The 19,809-nt window shown below is 38.0% G+C and carries 18 protein-coding genes and 4 tRNA genes; 4 read left to right on the top strand and 18 right to left on the bottom strand.

The annotated features are described in order from the left end of the window. Window position 1: 1 nt before the first annotated feature. Genes THC_RS08215 through speD form a run of 7 tightly spaced genes read right to left on the bottom strand, consistent with a single transcriptional unit; the run spans window position 2 to window position 4,928 of the window. Window positions 2-490 carry a hypothetical protein gene (locus THC_RS08215; RefSeq protein WP_068515978.1) on the bottom strand — a complete coding sequence of 163 codons (489 nt, stop codon included), beginning with the start codon at window positions 488-490 and terminating at the stop codon, window positions 2-4. A gap of 3 nt (window positions 491-493) precedes the next feature. Next, window positions 494-1,159, bottom strand: a complete 666-nt coding sequence (locus THC_RS08210; protein WP_231938349.1) for a metallophosphoesterase family protein — start codon at window positions 1,157-1,159, stop codon at window positions 494-496. Further along, a complete protein-coding gene (locus tag THC_RS08205) occupies window positions 1,128-2,060 on the bottom strand; it encodes a radical SAM protein (RefSeq protein WP_231938348.1) in 933 nt (310 codons plus the stop codon). The genes THC_RS08210 and THC_RS08205 overlap by 32 nt, the downstream gene beginning before the upstream one ends. After that, window positions 2,051-3,058 carry a (Fe-S)-binding protein gene (locus THC_RS08200; protein ID WP_068515973.1) on the bottom strand — a complete coding sequence of 336 codons (1,008 nt, stop codon included), beginning with the start codon at window positions 3,056-3,058 and terminating at the stop codon, window positions 2,051-2,053. Before THC_RS08200 ends, THC_RS08205 begins: the two co-directional genes overlap by 10 nt. After that, window positions 3,039-3,626 carry an HD domain-containing protein gene (locus THC_RS08195; protein ID WP_068515969.1) on the bottom strand — a complete coding sequence of 196 codons (588 nt, stop codon included), beginning with the start codon at window positions 3,624-3,626 and terminating at the stop codon, window positions 3,039-3,041. The genes THC_RS08200 and THC_RS08195 overlap by 20 nt, the downstream gene beginning before the upstream one ends. Next, window positions 3,616-4,479: an agmatinase gene (gene speB / locus THC_RS08190; RefSeq protein WP_068515965.1), complete on the bottom strand. Its 864-nt coding sequence runs from the start codon at window positions 4,477-4,479 to the stop codon at window positions 3,616-3,618. Before speB ends, THC_RS08195 begins: the two co-directional genes overlap by 11 nt. A gap of 2 nt (window positions 4,480-4,481) precedes the next feature. Further along, entirely contained in the window at window positions 4,482-4,928 is a 447-nt protein-coding gene (gene speD, locus THC_RS08185) for an adenosylmethionine decarboxylase (protein ID WP_068515963.1), read from the bottom strand. A gap of 456 nt (window positions 4,929-5,384) precedes the next feature. On the opposite strand from speD, the gene THC_RS08180 reads away from it, so the two are divergent. Together THC_RS08180 and THC_RS08175 are read left to right on the top strand one after the other, a co-directional pair. Next, a complete protein-coding gene (locus THC_RS08180) occupies window positions 5,385-6,656 on the top strand; it encodes a M48 family metalloprotease (protein WP_068515958.1) in 1,272 nt (423 codons plus the stop codon). A 1-nt stretch (window position 6,657) separates the two neighbouring features. Next, window positions 6,658-7,533 (top strand): sulfite exporter TauE/SafE family protein, encoded by an 876-nt coding sequence (locus THC_RS08175; protein WP_068515955.1) that lies wholly within the window; start codon window positions 6,658-6,660, stop codon window positions 7,531-7,533. Here THC_RS08175 and ahbA read toward each other — a convergent pair. The 11 genes from ahbA to THC_RS08115 form a co-directional block, all read right to left on the bottom strand. Beyond that, window positions 7,523-8,506, bottom strand: coding sequence for a siroheme decarboxylase subunit alpha (gene ahbA, locus THC_RS08170; protein ID WP_068515952.1), 984 nt, complete (start codon window positions 8,504-8,506; stop codon window positions 7,523-7,525). The two genes, THC_RS08175 and ahbA, sit on opposite strands and share 11 nt — an antisense overlap. Beyond that, window positions 8,496-10,028 (bottom strand): sigma-70 family RNA polymerase sigma factor, encoded by a 1,533-nt coding sequence (locus THC_RS08165; RefSeq protein WP_068515950.1) that lies wholly within the window; start codon window positions 10,026-10,028, stop codon window positions 8,496-8,498. Before THC_RS08165 ends, ahbA begins: the two co-directional genes overlap by 11 nt. 13 nt (window positions 10,029-10,041) lie before the next feature. After that, entirely contained in the window at window positions 10,042-11,781 is a 1,740-nt protein-coding gene (dnaG, locus tag THC_RS08160; RefSeq protein ID WP_068515948.1) for a DNA primase, read from the bottom strand. Between the two features lie 63 nt (window positions 11,782-11,844). Then, the gene (locus tag THC_RS08155) at window positions 11,845-14,121 is read right to left on the bottom strand and encodes an endonuclease MutS2 (protein WP_068515945.1); all 2,277 of its coding nucleotides are present in this window, start codon (window positions 14,119-14,121) and stop codon (window positions 11,845-11,847) included. A 19-nt stretch (window positions 14,122-14,140) separates the two neighbouring features. After that, on the bottom strand, window positions 14,141-14,350 hold the full coding sequence (rpsU, locus tag THC_RS08150) for a 30S ribosomal protein S21 (RefSeq protein ID WP_068515942.1): 210 nt from the start codon (window positions 14,348-14,350) through the stop codon (window positions 14,141-14,143). Between the two features lie 88 nt (window positions 14,351-14,438). Continuing rightward, window positions 14,439-14,511, bottom strand: a tRNA-Thr gene (locus THC_RS08145). Between the two features lie 23 nt (window positions 14,512-14,534). After that, a tRNA-Ser gene (locus tag THC_RS08140) sits at window positions 14,535-14,626 on the bottom strand. Between the two features lie 10 nt (window positions 14,627-14,636). Beyond that, window positions 14,637-14,708 (bottom strand) — tRNA-Gln (locus THC_RS08135). Window positions 14,709-14,733: 25 nt separating this feature from the next. Continuing rightward, a tRNA-His gene (locus THC_RS08130) sits at window positions 14,734-14,808 on the bottom strand. A 383-nt stretch (window positions 14,809-15,191) separates the two neighbouring features. Continuing rightward, entirely contained in the window at window positions 15,192-15,962 is a 771-nt protein-coding gene (locus THC_RS08120; protein ID WP_068515936.1) for a PD-(D/E)XK nuclease family protein, read from the bottom strand. 448 nt (window positions 15,963-16,410) lie between these two features. Then, entirely contained in the window at window positions 16,411-17,574 is a 1,164-nt protein-coding gene (locus THC_RS08115) for a pyridoxal-phosphate-dependent aminotransferase family protein (protein ID WP_068515932.1), read from the bottom strand. Between the two features lie 277 nt (window positions 17,575-17,851). On the opposite strand from THC_RS08115, the gene THC_RS08110 reads away from it, so the two are divergent. Together THC_RS08110 and THC_RS08105 are read left to right on the top strand one after the other, a co-directional pair. Beyond that, entirely contained in the window at window positions 17,852-18,538 is a 687-nt protein-coding gene (locus THC_RS08110) for a uracil-DNA glycosylase (RefSeq protein WP_068515928.1), read from the top strand. A gap of 28 nt (window positions 18,539-18,566) precedes the next feature. Next, window positions 18,567-19,805: an NfeD family protein gene (locus tag THC_RS08105; RefSeq protein ID WP_231938347.1), complete on the top strand. Its 1,239-nt coding sequence runs from the start codon at window positions 18,567-18,569 to the stop codon at window positions 19,803-19,805. Window positions 19,806-19,809 lie beyond the last annotated feature (4 nt).

Genomic DNA, 19,809 nt, shown 5'->3' with positions numbered 1-19,809 from the left:
TTTAAAGAGATAACTCTTTAAGTAATTTCTCAACTTTGTAGGAAAGGGTTTCGTCCCTTAAGGAAAGCTTTAAAGATTTTAGTTTTGCTATAAGGCTCTGTTTTTCTGAAAGTGAGAAGTTTCCAAAGTTTTCTCTGATCTTTTCGCAAGCCCCGAAAAAAATTTCTCTTTCCCCAGCATCAAGAAATAAAAGTAAGTCCCTTGGTTCGTCGGGCAGACCAAATCTCTGATAAAAATCATGAAGCATCTTTTGAAAATCCCTCCTTCCCACACTCAAATGCAGTTTTTTAAGGTATTCCTCTTTTTCAGAGACCTCTTTTCCTGTAAAAAGTTTATCAAGCTCCTTAAGGTATCTCTCCTTAGATTTTTTGTCCTCAACAGATCTATGGCTTCTACTTTGTTCCATCTTTTTCCTTAGTTTAGATAAGCCACTTGAATCTTTAAGTTTATCAATCTCTCGCCAGGAAAGTTTTTTTCTTTCATCAGACATTTTTTACCTCCTCCTGCACTCAATTTGAAAAAGCTCTTCATCAGGAAGTCTAATAGCTGATAACTTTCCTCCATAAACACAGCCTGTATCAAGGCCAACTCTATCCTCTAAGTGTAATACTTCTGGAAAGGGGGTATGACCGAAGACCACCTTTTTGGGAAATTTTCCTGGGTAATAATAAAATCTCTGCCGGATCCAGAGAAGATCTTCTTCTGTTTGAAGGGCAAGTGGTTTCTCTGGATGGAGTCCAGCGTGAACAAATATGTAAGATGAGGTCTCAAGAAAAAGAGGAAGGCTTTTTATAAAATTCACATGCTCCTGAGGAATCTTTAAATCTCGATCTTCAAGATAATCTCTCAAAGTAGAGGCTCCCCCATTGTATAAGAAAACATTCACATCAAGACCTATCAAATACCTCTCAAAGAGCCATTCATGATTTCCCTTTAAAGGGAACACCCTTTCAGGATAAGACTTTTTAAGTTCTATAATCAGCTCAAGCACCTTTCTTGAATCTGGTCCCCTATCAATGTAGTCCCCAAGAAAAATAAGGTAATCCACTCCCCAAAGGATGGGAAGCTTTGAAAGCAAGGCCTCTAAGGGCAGGAGACATCCGTGAATATCTCCGATAGCAAAGAGATTAATCCCAGTATCTGGCCCTTCTATCGTCAAGCCTTTTGAGACCATATTTCTTAGTCAGGGCAAGGGCCCGATTCCATTCGTCCTTATTTATTTTTCTATCCAAAGGGGGATACTTCCAGGCCTCTCCACAGGGCCTATACTGATCCATAAGATTAAAATAGGTCTCCCGTGAGACCTCCTCAGCCACAAATTTTATAACCTCCTCTGTCTGGGAAAGATCTTCAGGCAAGACAAGATGTCTGATTATTAAACCCCTTTTGGCAATTCCTCCCTCAATAACAAGGTCTCCCACCTGACGATGCATCTCTAAAACAGCCTTTTTCACTATCTCTGGATAGCCCTTTACCTTTGATAACTTCAAAGCCACCTTCTCATCCATATACTTTATATCCGGCATATAGATATCAATTATTCCCTCAAGGAGTTGCAAAGTTTCAAGGGACTCATAACCTCCACAATTGTAAACTATGGGTAGCTTTAGTCCCTTTTCAGCTGCTATTTTAATAGCATGAACAATAAAGGCAATTTGATGGGTAGGAGTAACGAGATTAATATTATGACACCCCCAGACCTGTAAAATTAACATGATCTTAGCCAGATCCTCAACCTCTATTTCGTCTCCTTCTCCAAGATGACTAATCTCCCAATTCTGACAGAAGACACAGCTCATATTACAATAAGTAAAAAAGATAGCTCCTGAGCCTGAGGTCCCCACAAGAGGTCTTTCCTCACCGAAGTGAGGCCCGTAACTTGCAACTACTGGTTTGGAAGCCACACGGCAATATCCCTTTTCCCCTTTCAGGCGATCCACCTTACATTGATGAGGACAAAGCCGGCAAGGACTCATGAGCTCATAAAGGGCAGAGACTCTCCTTTCAAATTCACCAGTCTCAAGAAGTCCTAAATAACTTGGATAAGGCTTCATTTCCATAATTCCATCCAGTGCTTAACCTCGGGAGGTCTCTTCAAAAGTAAACTGAAATTGAGATAACAGCCTGTGCAGGAAGTTGCTAAAATCTTTTTGCCCAAGAGTTTCCCTTTCCAGAGCCTAAAAAATTCCTTTTGAAAGCCCCTAAGCCAGAGAGTAGGTTTAGCTGAACCACAACAAAAATCTTGGGCCTTAAATTTATTTTTAATACCCTTTTCAATAGAAGTCAAGGGTGATTTTAGATGACAGGGCAGGTGATAGAGAATCTTAGGATCACCTTTAAACTCCAAAGAGAGACCAAGTTGAGATTCAAGGAATTCGGTAACAAAAAAAGTGCGCTCAGATAGTTCAAGAATAGATTCAGACTCAGCTTCACCCTCAAAGAGTAAAGGATAGACCCTTTTTAAGACCCAGTAACAGGTAGCACAAAAGGTGACCAGGGGTTTCCTTTCAGAAAAGAGCTCAAGTTTTCTCAAAGCATGTCTTTTAAGAGTTTGGTATGACCTTAAGCTCACCCAGGGAATTCCGCAGCAGTCCTGTCCACTGGGCAAGTGAGGAATGAGCTTTAAGGTTTTTATCTTTTCCAAAAATTGAAAAAGGGCTGAAGGATAGAGGTGTTTTAAACCACAGGAGGCATAGAGATAAAAGTCTCCTGTAGCATAATCATCAAAAATGGATTCATCAAATTTTTTATAAAGATACCTGCCCTTAGGATGCAGAAAAAGAAGGGATAGAGCATTTTCAAAGTAAGGATACTCCAAACTCTCAGATTTAAAAATTCTCTGGAGATAAGTATGAGGAAAACTTAAACCGTAAGGACAGACCTGGGCACATCTTTCACAAAAAAGACAAAAATCATAACTTTTAGAGGTTATTCCACGGGCAAAAAGGAAATTTCTTCCTCGCGGGGAAAAACCCTCTTGCAAAAAAAACCTGAAACTTGGACAATGGGGGATGCACTTTCCACAACGAACACAAAGGTCAGGAGCTTCCCTGTTCATTTCTCTCCTGAAGTAATCTTTCTAACCACCAGGCACACCACTCGGTCTCAAGTATAGCAGAGGCAAGGGCTTTGGATTCATTCAATAAAAGCCTCCTTCTGGCATAGTTGATCCAGCGCTCTGCAAAGGGATTATTGAGATCCCTTTGCTCTTTAAGCTGAACAATAAGATCAAGGGTATCGGCATCATGAACAATTTTTGCCTCCAAGGTTTCCCCATTTCTATACTCTTCAAATAAAATAAGCACTTCTTCTTCAAAGGGAAGGCCGGAAAAGGCCTCTTTAAGGGCCTTTTTCTCATCAGAGCTATTGTAAAGCTTGTTTACCGCATTGAAATCCCCTGTCCTTGCCTCAGGAAAATCATGAAAAAGAGCCATTTTCAGAGCCTTATCTTCATTCACCTTTCCTTGAAAGATTTTGCAGAGAAAAAAAGTGCAAAGAATTACTCCAAAGGAGTGTCCTGCAACATCCTCTCTCCCGGTGCCAAGGAAACTATAACCTGTCCTTTCAATTCTCTTTAGAAGGGCTCCTTCAAATAAAAGCTTAGCCAAACGATGTTTAAAACTCAAGTTTCCTCTCCGCTAAGTAGGCAGATACCTTGAGAATTATTTTTCCAACCAGAAATTCTGTGAAGGGATTCCCCGGAATAGGCCTTGTTTCCACAATATCCATACCCACAGGGTGATATTCTACAAACTTTCTTAGGATCAATAGTAGCTCTTGCCAAAAAAGGCCTCCTGGCTCAGGAGTCCCAACCCCTGGGGCAAGAGAGGGATCCAGAGCATCCATATCCAAGCTCAGATAAACTGGCCCCTCTTTTAAAAAAGCAGAAACCTTCTCTAAGGCCTCTTCAAAGGATCTCCAGATATCTTTTGCCAGAAGGACAGAAAGTTTCTTTTGATGTATTTCTGAAAATTCCTCTTCAGATAAGGCCCTTATTCCAAGACTGAGAATTGGGATCCCAAGCTCATAAATTCTTCGTATAACTGTGGCGTGATTTATCTTAGTTCCAAGATATTCCTCTCTAAAGTCCAGATGGGCATCAAGATGAAGCACCCTTAAATTAGGATAAAATTTTTTAAAAGCCCTAACCGAGGGAAGGGTGAGAGTATGTTCTCCTCCGAGAAGAATAGGAAAAAATTTTGCTTTTAAGGCCTCTTCAACAAGCTCTTCAATTCTTATTAAAGCGGAATTTAAGTCAAGAGGAAGCTCTTCTACTGGGAAGGTAAAAAAACCAAAAGTTTCATGAGGAGAAAGAGAGGTCTCCTCGTCAAAAAACTCAAGATTTGAACTAACCTTTAGAATTTCTAAAGGGGCTTCCTTTGTGCCTTTCAGCCAGGTGGTTGATAGTTCTAAAGGAACGGGAATTAGGGCTACCTTAGCCTGAGGATGGTCAGGTAGCCCTAAGAAGGGAATTTTCATCCTTAAAGGACAAAGTTTTTCCTTTCAAGACGCATAAAGTTTTCTACAGCCCTTATGGAACGGGGAAATTCAAGCCCCCTGTCAAGGAGCCTGATTTCACTTTTCTGAATCTCAAACATCTCCGTTATATCCTGTATGGCTCTATCTACATTGAAAGGTTTGCAGGAAAAGATATCTACACTTAAATAAAGCTTTTCAGGAAAAGTATGAATACTTATATGGCTTTCAGCAATAATTACAAAACCAGAAATTCCCCAATCTTCAGGTGTGGGAGCATAATATTTGAAAACATAAGGAGGCATAATCTTTGTCATCTCAATATCCTCAGGGTATTTGTGAAGAAAACTATAGATGTAATCAATATCCATAAGTTTTTCCCGGTTTGCACCATAGCCATCCAGAATGAGGTGCTGACCAAAGCCATACTCCATCTTCTCAAAATTTTTCATCTTCCCACCCCCTAAAAAAATTCGTCCCCTCAGGAACGGGGAATAAAATATATCAATTTTTTCATTTGTCAAGAGCCTTGATAAACTTGAATAAACCTATCTTATCCTGAAAAGGCTGGATTTATTTTAAGAACTTTTTATGCTATCTCCATTTTTCTTGCTTTTTCTTAATATCCTACCCTATCTCAATTAAAAAAATTTCTTTCTACCCAAACCCTGCCTTCAATCATAAAACTAATCAAGTTAAAAGTTCCTGTCTGTCTAGCATGAAAAGTATGGAACAGCGCAAATTTCTTAATTGATGAATTGGTATTATTATATAAAAAAATGTTAGAGATTCAAAATTTTGATCCCCTACAAATCATTTAAAGATATGAACACAAACATTGTCTTTAAAATTTTTGGGAGTATTATAAAATTTTTAGAAACTAATTTTTCTTCTTAGGGGATCTTTACATGAAGACCTCAGGGAAATTCATCTTATTTTTTTTCTTTATTTTTATTTTTGTTTTCTTTTCTTATAATTCCTCGCAATCTTTTCTTGGATTTTTCAAAATCCTTCCTGAAGATAAAGAAATAGAACTTGGGAATCTATATCTTCCGGCCTCCCTTGATGAATTTGAGGGTAGCTATCCTGAAGAAAAGGTTCAGGAATATATACAAACCATAGGGAAAAAATTAGCCAGAAACTCAACCCGAAAGGTGCCCTATCAATTTCATCTTGTTAATTCAGGTGTTGTTAATGCCTTTGCCTTACCAGGAGGTCCAGTTGTTATAACCAGAGGGATCTTTCTTACCTTAGAAGATGAAGATGAGCTGGCAGGAATCCTTGCCCATGAGATTGGTCATATTGAAAGAAGGCATCATGCCAGATTTGTGGAAAAACAGCTTGCTCTGAATGTTCTTCTTCAGATTGGGTCTCTCTTTCTTCCACAAAATCTTAGTGGTGAGCTTCTCTTTCAACTGGGAAGAGTTTCAGCCGAGCTCTTGAGTCTTAAGTTTAGTAGAGATCAGGAAAGAGAGGCTGATGAAGAAGGCTTTATTCTTTTACTTAAAACTGGATATTCTCCTGAGGGTATGCTTAAAGTCTTTGAGAGATTCAAAAAAATGGAAAAGAAAAGGCCTCCAGAGTGGATCTCCACCCACCCTCTGCCAGAAACCAGGATCAAAGACTGGCAAGAAAGAATGGAGACCTTCAAACCAAGTGGCGCTTTCATAAAGGGATCATCAAGATTTGTAGAAATTAAAAATATGCTTCTTTCAACCCAATCCTCCTTTGAAGAATGTCAAAAAGGTAAAAAGGCCTTTGGAGAAAAGGATTTTTCTACAGCTGAAAAATACTTCTTAAAAGCCCTTGAACTTTATCCCAAAAATGTGCCTGCCCTTCTTTATCTTGCTAAGCTAAATTTAAGGGAAAAAAACTATTCTTCTGCCAGGGACTATGCCTTTCAAGCTTTAAAATTTAACCCGGAGCTCTTTTCTGCTCATTATCTCTGTGGCCTCTCAGAATTTGCTTTAAATAACTATGAAAGAAGTGTGGCTTATTTTGAAAAGGCAAAGAAAATTATACCCTTTGAAGGCTCAAGTTATTATTATGCCGGAAGAAATTATGAGAAACTTGGAAATCTTCAAAAGGCTAAAAGTAATTATCAAAAGGCTTTAGAAATAGGGCCAAAGAATGCCCCCTGGTATGAAGATTGCAATCGTAGATATCAGCGCTTAAGATAAAATGCTTAAAAGTTTACTATTTTATTTTCCAGTTTCAGGAGTTAAGACCTACATCTTTTTACCGCCTCTTTTCTCCTTTGTGCTCTCCTTTTTTTGTGCCACAGGAGGAGTTAGTGGAGCCTTCCTCTTACTTCCTTTTCAGGTGAGCATCTTACACTTTGTCTCTCCCTCTGTAAGTGCAACCAATCATCTTTTTAATATAATTGCCATTCCAGGGGGAGTATATCGCTATTACAGGGAGAAAAGATTTTATTACCCTCTCACACTTATTATTACTATAGGAACTTTCCCTGGTGTGGTCATAGGTTATTTTTTAAGAATCTCCTATTTTCAGGATCTTAAAAATTTTAAACTCCTTGTGGGAAGTGTGCTCTTATTTATAGGTCTTAAACTTCTTTATGATCTTTTTTTTCCAAAAAAAGAAACTTCCTTTTCTCCTGAACCTGTAAAAACCTTAAAATTCAATATTTGCACCCTTCAATTTGAATATGCAGGAAAGATTTATTCTCTTAATACTTACCTTTTATCACTTATAGCCTTTCTCATCGGAGTTGTTGGAGGAATTTATGGCATTGGGGGAGGGGCTGTAATGGCTCCTTTACTGCTTGCCTTTTTTCAGATCCCACCTTATATCTTTGCAGGAGCAACCCTCTTTGGAACCTTTTTAACCTCTATTCTCGGAGTAATTATCTATACCCTTGGTGGGCATGGGCCTGACTTTTTATTGGGTTTTCTATTTGGACTGGGAGGCTTCTTTGGAATCTATTTAGGTGCTAAATATCAAAAAAAATTTCCCCAGAGGATCATCCGCTTAATCTTAACTTTTATACTCCTTTACATATCTTTGCAGTATATTTATAAATTTTTCAATTCTTAGTGTAAAAGAGTTTAAGTCTTATCTTTTTGAGTTCCCTTAAGGTTTCCAGAGGAAGAAACTCTGAAAGGGAAAGTTCCTGAGAGATATTTTTAATAGTTTCAAAACCCTCTTCTTTAAAATGACACATAGTATAAATATTATAAGGCCAGTGGGGATAAGACCTTCGCAGATAACAATGGGTAATAAAAGTATATTTTGAGAGTTTCTGACCTACTTCTACAATTCGCTCTTCAGGCACAAGCCAGGCAACCATAATATTTCTTTTATAGCCTAATTTCACATGTCTAAAAAGACCTGCAAATCTTCTCAAGGCCCCTTTTTCCTTCATATTATTTAACCATTCAAAAATAAACTCTTCTTTAAGCCCAAGTTTTTCTGCAAGCACTTTAAATGGTTCAGGTACCAAAGGCAGAGGTTCTTGAAGGAGTTTAACCAAATTTTTATCCAGTTCAGAAAATGGAAAAATTTCGTCCTTATTTTCTAAGGGATTTTCCTCAAAATTATTTAAAGATTCCACATCAAAAACAGCTGCGATTTTAAAGACTTTGATTATGGGAAGATAGAGAAAATCTTCTGCTCCACTTTCTTTTAATAGATATTCAGCCTCTTTTAAAAGATCCATACCCGGAGGCACGACCAATGTAAACCAGAAATTGTAAGTATGGTTCCGTAAGTAATTATGACTTACCCCAGGATGAGCATTGATAACAGATTCTGCTTTTTTTAAATTCTTTTCAGGCACTTTAAAAGCAAAAAGAGAGGAAGAATGTCCAAGGGCAGGAGGATTAAAAATGGCAGAAATCTGTCTAAGTTTTCCGTTTTTTTGCCAGCTTCTGAGCACTTCAAGGACAAGCTTTTCTTCTGTCTGCAAATGTTTGGCTATTTCATCAAAGGGTCTTGAGGTAAGGGGAAAACCCTTTTGTAAAAGGTAGATTAATTTCTTTTCGTCAAAAGGAGTAAAGTTAACTTCCATGGTAGAGAAAATTTTTTAAAAGTTTAAGTCTATTGGGATGTTTGAGTTTTCTTAAGGCATGACATTCAATCTGTCTTATTCTCTCCTTGGTGACCCCAAATTTTTGTCCTACCTCCTCCAAAGTATAGGATTCTCTTTCTCCTATGCCAAAACGCAGTCTAATTACCTTTTCTTCACGAGCAGATAAGGTCTTTAAAAGTTCACGAATTTTTTCAGAAAGAGCAACATTAAAAGTAACTTCATCTGGTCTGAGAATATTATGATCTTCAAGAAAATCTTTAAGGGTAGTGTCTTCCTCTTCTCCCACTGAGGTTTCAAGGGAGATAGGCTGTTTCATTACCTTAAAGATATAACTAAGTCTTTCAACTGATAAACCCGTTTCCTTAGAAAGTTCTTCTAAGGTAGGTTCTCTTCCATATTCCTGATAGAATTTAGTATAAACGATCTTACTTATTTTATAAATTGCTTCAATTATATGCACAGGAACCCTAATGGTGCGTGTATTCTCAGCTAAATAGCGGGTAATATTTTGTCTTATCCACCAAGTAGCATAAGTGGAGAACTTAAAGCCCTTTCTATAATCAAACTTTTCAACTGCCCTTAAAAGACCAATGTTGCCTTCCTGAATTAGGTCAGAAAGGAGAGAACCCTTAGGGGCATATTTTCTGGCAATGGAAATTATTAGCCTAAGATTGGCACTTACCAATTCCTCTTTGGCTCGTTTTATTTTAAAAAAGGCTTTCTGAATCCTCTGGGCAGAGTCTAAAATACTTGGTAAGGGCTCACCAAAAAAATCTAAGGCAATTTCAACTTCTTTCTTTTTTCTTTCAGCCTCTTTCAGAAAACACTGCAATTCCTTATTCCCCTCTATCTCCTCTTTTAACTTTTTAGAAAGGCCTCTTGATCTCCCTTTAGCTCCATTTAAAGAGATGAGTTTTTCAAAGTTAATTTTCAAGTCTTTAAAATTTTGAGAAAAATTAATTTTAACTCTCTCAAGGTCATCAACTTTCTTTTTAACCTCCAAGATTTCACAGGTTAATTCATCAAGAAGGGTTTTAGTGGGTCTCACCTCATAAATTAAACCAAAGATTTCCTCAAGAAGCCTTTTTCTATCAACCTTTAACTCTTCTTCTAAAAATTCCAGAAGTTTCTCTCTCAGTGTTTTAAACCAGGCTTCTCGAAAAGAACCTTTTTTTTCAAGAAGTTCATAGTCCTTAAAATATTGAGATAGTTTATTTTCTCTTTCCAGCTTTCTTAAGAGGCTGTAAAATTTCATTATCTGTGTAGGATATTTAAATGCCTCCTCAAGGATCTCCTTTTCTCCTTCTTCAATGGTCTTTCCGATTCTTATTTCATCTTCCTTAGACAAAAGGTTATGATTAAAGACCTCAGAAAGGTAAATTTTAAGAGAGTCATCTTTTTTGACCTTTTTTACTTCTTCTTCAAGAAGGGTCTCTTCAAAATCTTCTTCTAAAAAATCTTCCCCTTCAAAAAGGCAAGTTTTCTGGTTCTGGAGGTTCATAAATTGCCCTCCTTTAATGTTTTTTTAAATCTTTACAAAGCCTTAGTTTTGAATTTATTTGTGGTAAATAACTTTCAACCTCTTCTTTTTTCCCCGCCCTTTGAAGAAGTTTAAGTCTTTCTGCAATTTTCAAAATCTCCCTTTTTTGGAGTTCAACCCCGATGAATCTTTTTATATCTTCGAGGGCCTGTTTTCTATCCTCAAAGGGAGGGGAAAAGAGAAGATCTCCTAAAATCTCCTGAAAGGAAGGCTCTGGCACCTCTAAAAAAGAGGTATAGCCTTCAGCCTTTAACTCCAGGATTTTCATTAAAAATTGATGATAGATTCCGGAAGAAAAATTTTCCTGTAGAAGCTTTTTAAGTCCAGCGGATTCAAGCTCCGGGATATCCTCTGGAAAATTAACTAAGTATTGGGCAATATTTTTTATAAAACACTCCTCTCGGGTTAATTGGGACTCAAGTTGAGGTTTAACCTCTCGTTGCATAGGTCTTCTCAGTTTTTTCTCAATATCAGACTCAGAAACCTGAAAATAATACGCGAGTTCCCTTTTAAGTCTTTGTAGAAGAACGGGATCAGATATTCCTTGAAAGAGCTCAAGAACCTCATTAAAGACCTTACTTGGATTTTTCTGATACTCTAAGCGATAAAATTCAAAAACAAAGGCTGTGGCTTCTTTAAGAAATTTTGATAGCTCTCTCTTAAATTCCTCAGGATCCTTTAAAAATTTTTGTGCAAAAGAGTCAGGGTCTTCCCCCTCGGGAAGAGAAATTATTTGGGGGAAAACTCCCTCTTTAAGAAACATTGACAGGGCCCTCAAAGAAGCTTTAGCACCAGCGATATCTCCATCATAGAGGAGATAAAAATCATCCGCAAGGGGTTTAAGTTTCTGAATATGCTTTTCTGTAAGGGCAGTCCCGCAGGTTGCGACAACATTTCTGAGCCCCCTTTCCCAGAGAGAGAGAAAATCAAAATATCCTTCAACTAAAAAGACCTTACCCTCTTTTTTGATGTAATCCTTACTCTGAAAAAGGCCGTAAAGAATCTCGCTCTTTTTAAAAATCCGGCTTTCTGGAGTGTTAAGATATTTGGGTTCAGCTTCAGGCCCCAGGGCCCTTCCACCAAAACCAAGGCATTCACCCTTCTCATTAAAAATAGGAAACATTAGCCTATCTCTAAAAAGGTCAAAATAAGAACCATCCTCACCTTTTTTCAAGAGGCCAGCAGAGACCGCAAGGTCCAGATCAATTTTCTGAGTTCTAAGCATGCTGGCAAGAAATCTTCCTTCTGAAGGGGCATAGCCAAGATAAAAGGTCTTAGCGCATTCTTCACTTAAATTCCTGCTTTTTAGATAGGCCCTGGCTCTCTCACTCAGGGGACTATTCCAGAGATAGTGTTGATAAATTTTAGCAACCTTAAAATTTACCTCAACCAAATCCTTTTCTTTGCGCTTTTCTGTAAAAGCCCTCTGGTCAATCTTAAGTCCAGCCTTTTCAGCAAGCTCAATAAGGGCATCTTTAAACTCAAGCCCCTTTATGCGCATATAAAAGGAGACAACATCTCCAGAAGCTCCACAGCCAAAACACTTAAAGATCTGCTTTTCTCCATTGACTGTAAAAGAAGGAGTCCTTTCGGCATGAAAGGGACACAACCCCACATAGTTTTTGCCAACCTTTTTAAGTTTTATATACTGAGAGATAAAACTCACTATCTCAAAATGTCTTTTGACTTCATCAAAAAGATTTGTATGGCTCATTTGATCAGGACCTTAGCCCTCCATACTCTTTAACATAAGAAATCAAAAGGTCAAGAGATTGCTTCAATTTTTTTTATGCAGATAAACCAAGGTAGCTCCACTACCCCCTTCATAGGAAGGTGCTTCTTCATAGGCCTTTACCAAAGGGTGTACCTTTAAATAATCTCTTATGGCTTGCCGAAGTTTCCCTGTTCCATGGCCATGAATAACAAGAAGTTGATCTTTTCCCTCTAAAAAACACCTATTTAATTTCCTTTCCAAAAGATTTAGGGCACTTTCAACCTCCTCACCTAAGAGATGTATCTTTTCTTTTGAGCAAGAGGGGGGATGAGAAAGGGTAGCCGAATATCTGGGTTTGGGTGGATTTTTAATATCTTCCCGTCTCAACTCTTGAAGAGGGACTTCAAGCTTCATCTGGCCTGAAAGCACAAGGGCTGTTTTATCTTTTATCTTTAGGATAGTTCCCTCTTTACCAAAACATTTCACAAAGACCTTTTCTCCCTCCTGAAAGGACCTTTCCTCAAAGATCCGGGGAAGATGTCTTTCTTCTAAAAATTTTTGAAATTCTCTATGTGCCCTTTTTGAGGACTTAGCCGAAGCTAACTGTTCCAGAAAGGTGCGAAATTCCCTCTGCCATTCTCCGAAAAGCTTCTCCATGGCCCTTTCATATTTTTTCTCAAGTTCTTTCTTAAATTTTGAAAGCTCCTCTCTTTCCTCCTTTAAAAGTCTTACCTTTTCTTCCCAATCTTTTTTAAGGTTCTCAATGGCTTCAATATTTTGAGCATATCTATCCTGAAGATTAAAATAATCTTTATCTAAGAGCAAATCCCTTGCCCTTTTAATTAGACTTTCAGATAAACCAACCCGTCTGGCTAATTCAAAGGCATGAGAATCTCCAAGATAATTATATAAAAGGCGATAGGTGGGACTAAAGGTCTTTCGATTAAACTCAACCGTGGCAAAGGAAAATTCCTTTCTCTGAGAGGCAAGAACTTTTAATATATGAGAATGGGTAGTCATAATGACTTTAGCACCCTTTTCAAGGATACCTTCTATAATTGCCCAAACTAAAAGGGCACCCTCCTCTGGATTAGTTCCTCGCCCTGGCTCATCTAAAAGCACAAGACTTTCTTTATCTGCAAGATCAAGTATCCTTTTAAGATTTTTAAGATGAGCAGAGAATGAGGACTCGCCTTCCCAGAGATTCTGCTCATCCCCAAGATCAACTAAAAGTTTTTTAAAATATGGAATCTGAGCCTTCTTAGCTGGCAAAAGGAAACCATTTTGAGCCATAAGAACAGAGATCCCGATAGTTTTAAGGGTAACGGTCTTTCCCCCTAAATTAGGCCCTGTGATCATAAGGGCCTCTCGCAGTAAATAATTATTAGTCACAGGATAGGGCTTTTCCTTTTCTTGTGCCCGAAAAAATAACGATGGATGAAAACCCTCTTCAATAAAAAGCTCAGAAGCCTTTTCCTCATCCGGTAAAATGCCTCTATAAGTTCTTCCAAGCTCAACCCTTGCTATGGCCAAATCAAGAGAGACCATAAATTCCTCAAGTTTAAAAAAACTTTCTTGAAAAGAAAAAAGTTCCTCAGTAAGCTCTTTCAAAATTCTACTTACTTCTCTTTCTTCCTGCCAGACAAGTTCTTCAAGCTCATTAGTCATGTGAATGAGGCTAAAAGGTTCCACAAAGACAGTTGCCCCGCTCTGGGAGAGCCCCTGCAAAATTCCTTTTACTTTATTTTTATATTCTGGTTTTACTGGTAAAACATATCTACCCTCTCTTTGTAAATAGATGGGTTCCTGAAGATAGCCCAGTTTGTAATATTTATCTTTTAGATCTTCAAGCTTTAAAAATATTTCCTCCTCAAGGAGTCTTTTTTTCCTTCTTATAATTCTTAGCTGATAACTTGCAGAATCTTTAATCTCCTTTCTCTCAAGATCAAAAAGCTCCTTTATCCTTTCTAATAGAAGAGATAGCTCATCTGAAAGTCGGGAAAGAGATAAAAAAGGAGAATTTTTAAGGATATCTCTTAATTCAAGAGAGGTCATAATCCAGAGACCTATTTGAAAAACCTCTCCTGGTAAAAGAAAGCCTCTTTTTTGGGCTCCGTCAAAAATCTTTTGAAGGGAGGGAAGAGAGGGAAGTTCTATTCCCTTACCTTTTTCAAATAAATTCCAGAGAAAGGCGCTTTCTTCTCTAAGTCTTTTGGATTCTTCTTGAGAAAAAGTTGGCTGTAAATCAACAAGTTTAATTTTTGAGGCTTCCGTTTTAAGATAGGGCAAAAGCCTCCCTTTAAGACCTTCCCAGTCTAAAAGGGTAAAATCCTTAGACACTGATTAAAATTAAGACTAATTAATCTTCTAATTTTTGTTGAATCTTTTTAAGCTTTTTAATAAGTTTCTTTTTAGCGGCCTGAACCTTTTTTCTTCTCTTAACCCCTGGCTTTTCATAAAATTCTCTCTTCTTTACCTCTGAGAGAATCTTGGTTTTTTCAACAAGTCTTTTAAATCTCTTGACTGCTTGCTCAAAAGATTCACCGTCTCTTACAATAATTCCAGCCAAAGAAATTCCCTCCCTTATAAATTTTCCTTAAAAGTAGCATCTAATCTATTTTTGTCAAGAAGTTTTTATAATTTTTTTAAAAAAAAAGAGCCGGCGGAGGGACTTGAACCCTCAACCTTGGGATTACAAATCCCACGCTCTGCCCATTGAGCTACGCCGGCAAAAAGAACACAAAGTTAAAAAACGGAGGAGGCGGGATTCGAACCCGCGGCACGAGCTTTTAACCCGTGCACTCGCTTAGCAGGCGAGCGCCTTCGACCTCTCGGCCACTCCTCCCAAATAATAATTCCGGGGCGTGGATTCGAACCACGATTCTGGGAGTCAAAGTCCCATGTCCTGCCGGTTAGACGACCCCGGAGCTTTTGTCTAAACTTTTAAATAGCTGGGGAGGCCGACGGGGCTCGAACCCGCAACACCCGGGGCCACAGCCCGGTGCTCTACCATTGAGCTACGGCCTCCATCTTTTTGTTATTTTAATCAACTTTTACCTTTTTTCAAGCACCCGTATGCGTCCATATCTTTTGAGACTTAAAATTTACCTCTTTTGGTAGACAAATTGGATTTTTTTAGTAGGGGCAAACCTATGTGTTTGCCCCTTTGTGGCGTTTGCCTGTTATATGTTCCTTTAAGTTATTGGGCAGACAGAGAAAGATTTGGCAGACACGCAAGGGCCTCCCACTACTCTCCCCTTTCACCTCTTACCTTTCACCTCTTTCCACTCTTCTTTTTTCTTGAAATAATCAGAACCTATGCGAAAGACCACTTTTTCCAAAATAATCTGATAAATCTGACAATGGAATTCTATACTTTTCAACTAAAACTTGTAAATTTCTTGCTTCTCTTATAATCCTTCTTCTCTATCAGGGACATCAGTGTAAAAGGTTATTCCAAGACTTTTGCAAAAGCTCTTTGCCTCACGATCAAGCATAGGAGAAATAATTATCTTTCTTGTGACTTTTTTCCCTTCTTTTTTCTCAAAAACCTTCACCTTTCTCTCAAAAAGCAAAACATCTCCAGGACTAACAGAAGACTTAATCTCAGCTACAATAAGCTCACCATCTCTAATAATAAGGTCAATTTCAACCCTTTTTCCAGGAAAACCTTCAAAGACCTCACCTTCTAAATCAGTTGTTTCATAATGTTCTACCTTAACCCCAAAGGTTTCCTCAAGAAGACCTTTTACCGCATTGCGAAAGGTTTTCTCTGATTTAATTCCCCATCTTGCCCCAAGGGCACTAATTTGCACATCCTGTCTCTTTCTTAAGGCAAGGATTTCTTCCATCAGGATTTTATTGCCTTGAGAGAGTTCTTCAAGCTTCTTTGAATGCTCCTCAAGCCTCTTTGAATGCTCTTTCAGTATCTGAGAATGTTCCTCAAGCCTCTTTGAATGTTCTTCCCATCTTTTTTCACTCTCAATTCTTAGGTTCTTAATCTCCTCTAAAAGGGCCTTAATCTCTTCTTCAGTGGTTCTTTTGTCAGCAAAATTTTCTTTGAAAAGACTTGCTACATAATCCTTAAGAAGGGGATCTTCCTTTAAAAGCTCAGGGAGATCCCTAATTAACATTTCCTTTAAGGCTACTTTGGATATGATACTTTTTTTAGCCCTTTGCATAAAAGTTCCCCCTTAATCTCAAAACTTAAAAGAAAAATGAAAAAAAACAAGAGGTTTTGCATAAGTCCATATTGTTTGAGACTTAAATCTACCTCTTTTTGGGTAGATAAATTGGATTATTTTTGTAATATTAACCTGTAAAGCCTCCCCTATAACAATATTTTAAAACCCTTGGTAGAGGCAAATAATTATTTGCACCTATATTCAACCCAAATTTTTCTTGTAAGGATGTGAACTTAAGCATTAATAATACCATTTCAAATTAAGAAATTTGCGCTATTCCATACTTTTCAAGCTAAACAGGTGCTTTTATCTTGCGCAAAACTTCTTCTCTCTGAGATAAGGCTTTAATGGATCCTGACCTTATGTATCCGCTTTAAATCTTTTGCCTTTTTCACACTCTTTTTCCTCGTGAAAATGTAATCTTATATTAGAAAAATCTTCTTTTTTATACTCCTTCATTTTTTAAATATTCCATTAGGATCTCTTCTGCAGATACAAGAGATGCCCCGAGGGGAATCTTTATTCCAAAAAGATTCAAGCCCATTTCTAAGGCAGAAAGAGCAACCATCAAATCAAAGGGGGATTGATCTCCCATGTGGGTAATTCTAAAAATTTTTCCTTTAAGCTTGTCCTGACCCCCAGCAAAAAGAATCCCCCATTTATCCCTCAAAAATTTTAAAAATTCACCTGTATTCAATCCTTGAGGCGACTTAACTACAGTTAAAGACTCTGAGGGAACTTCAGGAAAAATTTCTAAACCGAGAGCTGAGACACCTTTTCTACAAGCTAAGGAAAGGGCTGAGCAATGTTTAAAAATTTTTTCAAGGCCAAGGGATCTCACACGCTTCAACATCTCTTTCAGACCAAGCAAAAGGGAGATAGCTGGGGTAAAGGCAGTGGTGTCCTTAGTATAGGCCTTTCTCTCCTTAGCCAGATTAAAATAATACTTGGGAAGTTTAGAACTTTCTGCCAAAGATAGGGCCTTATCTGAAAAAGCTATAAAGGAAAGTCCAGGAGGAAGACTTAAGGCCTTTTGAGAACCTGTAATAACTACATCCAGCCCCCACTCATCCATAGGCAAAGGATATACCCCAAGAGCTGTTATTGCATCAATTACAAGTAAAGTCTCTTTGGAACGAGTTAATTCAGAAATCTCTTTAACTGGATGTTTTACTCCTGTGGAAGTTTCACAGGCTTGCATAAGAACTGCCTTTGCATCAGGATGTTCTTTAAGAGCCTTTTCAACCTGCTCAGGTTTAATAGCCTGACCCCATTCTATCTTAAGAACAACAGGATTTAACCCATAGGTCTCCGCAAGTTCTCTCCAGCGCTCTCCAAATTTTCCAGCTTCAACCACAATAACTTTATCTCCAGGAGAAAAAAGATTCACTATGGCTGCTTCCATTGCCCCAGTTCCAGAAGAAGCAAAAAAATAGACCTCCCTCTGAGTCTGAAAAAGATATTTTAAATCCTCACGGATCTCCCGTAAAACTTCAGAAAACTCAGGCAATCTGTGATGGGTCATGGGCTGAGCCTGTGTGAGAAGAACTCGTGGTGATACAGGAACTGGCCCTGGAGTAAAAAGATATTTCTTATTTAAAAAATCCATAAAAAACCTCCCTTCTTGGAAAATATCCAGATAATTTTACACTATTCTTAAAAATTTAGGAGATCTAATTTTAACCCCTCTTTTGCATGCCAGGGAATAATTTCCTTTTTTCTCTAAAAAGGCTCTCAAAAATATCTGATATCTTCTTATTTTTCTGTAAAGTTCCTTTACTTTCCCACTCACGCTTTCCTTTGAAATAAGCTTTGCAAAATAACTAAGCTCGTAAATTCAAGCCCTTTGCAGAGTTAAAGAAAGGGATTAAATTAAATTCAACACCATGACAAAAGAGAGCCTCAGACCTTTTGAAATAATCAAAGATTACTTTAAATATCTTGCAAGCCTTGGTTATTCAGAAATCCCAGCTTTACCTGAATTTTTAACTCTTTTGGGTAAAAAAAAGGCTTTGCCCGAAGATAATTGGTCTGAGCTAATTGAGAGGATTTATCAATGTCAGGATTGTTCTCTTTTTCGGATACGAAAAAACCCCGTTATCGAAAGAAATTGGGAAGGGAAGAAACTTATGCTTATTGGAGATTTTCCTGACCGAGAAGATGATTATTATGGAAAACCCTTTTCTGGAGCCATTCAGGAAACTCTTCAAAAAATGCTTTTGAGTATTGGCTTAAGAAAAGAAGATTTTTATGTGACCTTAGCAGTTAAATGTAAACCCATAGCAGGAAGGTCTCCAGATGAAGAATCCCTCCTTGCCTGCAAAAAATATCTCCTCAAGGAGATAAAATTATTAAAACCCAAACTTGTTTTGGCTCTTGGCTTCTTACCCCCCAAGGTCTTTCTTGAGGGTCATGAAAGCCTATCTTCTCTCAGGGGAAGGCCCTTTCATTATCAGGAAACTATGATATTATTTACCTATCATCCTGCTTATATGCTTAAAAATCCCTCTGTAAAAAGACTCATCTGGGAGGATTTGAAGACCTTTAAAAAATTATATGATGACCTTTTTTAAAAAATTTATCCCTTTAATTTTTTTCTGTTTGTATTTTACCTCTTTAGCTCAGGCGGAAAAGGTCTTTTTGGTTAAAGTTGATGGTGCAATCACCCCTGTGACTGCTAATTTTGTCCTTTATGCCCTTAAATATGCTGAAGACCAAAAGGGAAAGGCCCTTATTGTAGAACTTGACACCCCTGGTGGATTGGTTGATTCAACCCGAGATATTGTTAAAAATTTTTTGCAGAGTGAAATTCCGGTTATTGTTTATGTAAGTCCTCAAGGGGCAAGAGCAGCATCTGCTGGGGTCTTTATTCTCCTTGCCAGTCATCTTGCAGCCATGGCTCCTTCCACTCATGTAGGAGCGGCTCATCCGGTTGAACTCTCAGGGAAGGCGGATCCAAAGATGCTTGAAAAAGTAGCCAATGATCTTTCAGCCTGGGCCAAAAATCTTGCCGAAACAAGGGGTAGAAATCCAGATTTTGCTGAGCTGGCTGTCAAAAAAAGCAAAAGCATTACAGAAAAAGAGGCCCTTTCAATGGGAGTGATTGAAATCATCGCCCAAAATGTTGAAGATCTTCTTCAAAAGGCTGAAGGAAGAAAGGTAAAAGTGAAAGAGAGAGAGATTATTCTCAAACTGAAATCTGCCCCTCTTGAGGTCATCCAAGAGGACTTTAAAACACGCTTTTTAAAGGTTCTTGCCAATCCAAATCTTGTTTATTTTCTTCTCATGCTTGGTCTCCTTGGTTTATATTTTGAGCTTTCTCATCCCGGAGCTATTTTTCCCGGAGTTTTTGGAGCTATCTGTTTAATTCTTGCCTTCTTAGGATTAAGCATAATTCCTATGAATTATGCAGGCCTTGCCTTAATACTCCTTTCAGGACTCCTTTTCTTCCTTGAAACCCAGATTACCTCTCATGGACTCCTTACGCTTGGAGCTATAATCTCACTTCTTCTTGGCTCTCTTATTCTCTTTGGTCATAATCCCCCTTCCCTGCGAGTTAATCAACCTTTCCTTATAACAGTTGTTCTAACATCAGCAGCACTTTTTGGCGGAATTACTTATCTTGCTATTAAGACCTTGAGAAAAGAACCTGTTTCAGGAAAGGAAGGCCTCTTGGGTAAAACCGGCAGAGCTATTACAGAGATTACTCCTTCCGGAGGCAAGGTCTTTGTAGAAGGAGAAATATGGCAGGCTTACTCAGATGTAAATATTTCTAAGGACACCAAAATTGAAGTCATTGAAAAAAGGGGCTTTACCCTTTATGTTAAACCCTTGCCTTAGTTAT

It is taken from the genome of Caldimicrobium thiodismutans, assembly GCF_001548275.1.
Classification (GTDB): Bacteria; Desulfobacterota; Thermodesulfobacteria; order Thermodesulfobacteriales; family Thermodesulfobacteriaceae; genus Caldimicrobium; species Caldimicrobium thiodismutans.
This window is presented reverse-complemented; position numbering and strand designations above follow the sequence as displayed.

Excerpts from the sequence above, each read along its gene's own strand:
- THC_RS08215 (WP_068515978.1), bottom strand. The coding sequence starts at position 490 with ATGTCTGATGAAAGAAAAAAACTTTCCTGGCGAGAGATTGATAAACTT.
- THC_RS08205 (WP_231938348.1), bottom strand. The coding sequence starts at position 2,060 with ATGGAAATGAAGCCTTATCCAAGTTATTTAGGACTTCTTGAGACTGGT.
- THC_RS08200 (WP_068515973.1), bottom strand. The coding sequence starts at position 3,058 with ATGAACAGGGAAGCTCCTGACCTTTGTGTTCGTTGTGGAAAGTGCATC.
- speB (WP_068515965.1), bottom strand. The coding sequence starts at position 4,479 with ATGAAAATTCCCTTCTTAGGGCTACCTGACCATCCTCAGGCTAAGGTA.
- speD (WP_068515963.1), bottom strand. The coding sequence starts at position 4,928 with ATGAAAAATTTTGAGAAGATGGAGTATGGCTTTGGTCAGCACCTCATT.
- THC_RS08180 (WP_068515958.1), top strand. The coding sequence starts at position 5,385 with ATGAAGACCTCAGGGAAATTCATCTTATTTTTTTTCTTTATTTTTATT.
- THC_RS08175 (WP_068515955.1), top strand. The coding sequence starts at position 6,658 with ATGCTTAAAAGTTTACTATTTTATTTTCCAGTTTCAGGAGTTAAGACC.
- ahbA (WP_068515952.1), bottom strand. The coding sequence starts at position 8,506 with ATGGAAGTTAACTTTACTCCTTTTGACGAAAAGAAATTAATCTACCTT.
- THC_RS08165 (WP_068515950.1), bottom strand. The coding sequence starts at position 10,028 with ATGAACCTCCAGAACCAGAAAACTTGCCTTTTTGAAGGGGAAGATTTT.
- dnaG (WP_068515948.1), bottom strand. The coding sequence starts at position 11,781 with ATGAGCCATACAAATCTTTTTGATGAAGTCAAAAGACATTTTGAGATA.
- THC_RS08120 (WP_068515936.1), bottom strand. The coding sequence starts at position 15,962 with ATGCAAAGGGCTAAAAAAAGTATCATATCCAAAGTAGCCTTAAAGGAA.
- THC_RS08115 (WP_068515932.1), bottom strand. The coding sequence starts at position 17,574 with ATGGATTTTTTAAATAAGAAATATCTTTTTACTCCAGGGCCAGTTCCT.
- THC_RS08110 (WP_068515928.1), top strand. The coding sequence starts at position 17,852 with ATGACAAAAGAGAGCCTCAGACCTTTTGAAATAATCAAAGATTACTTT.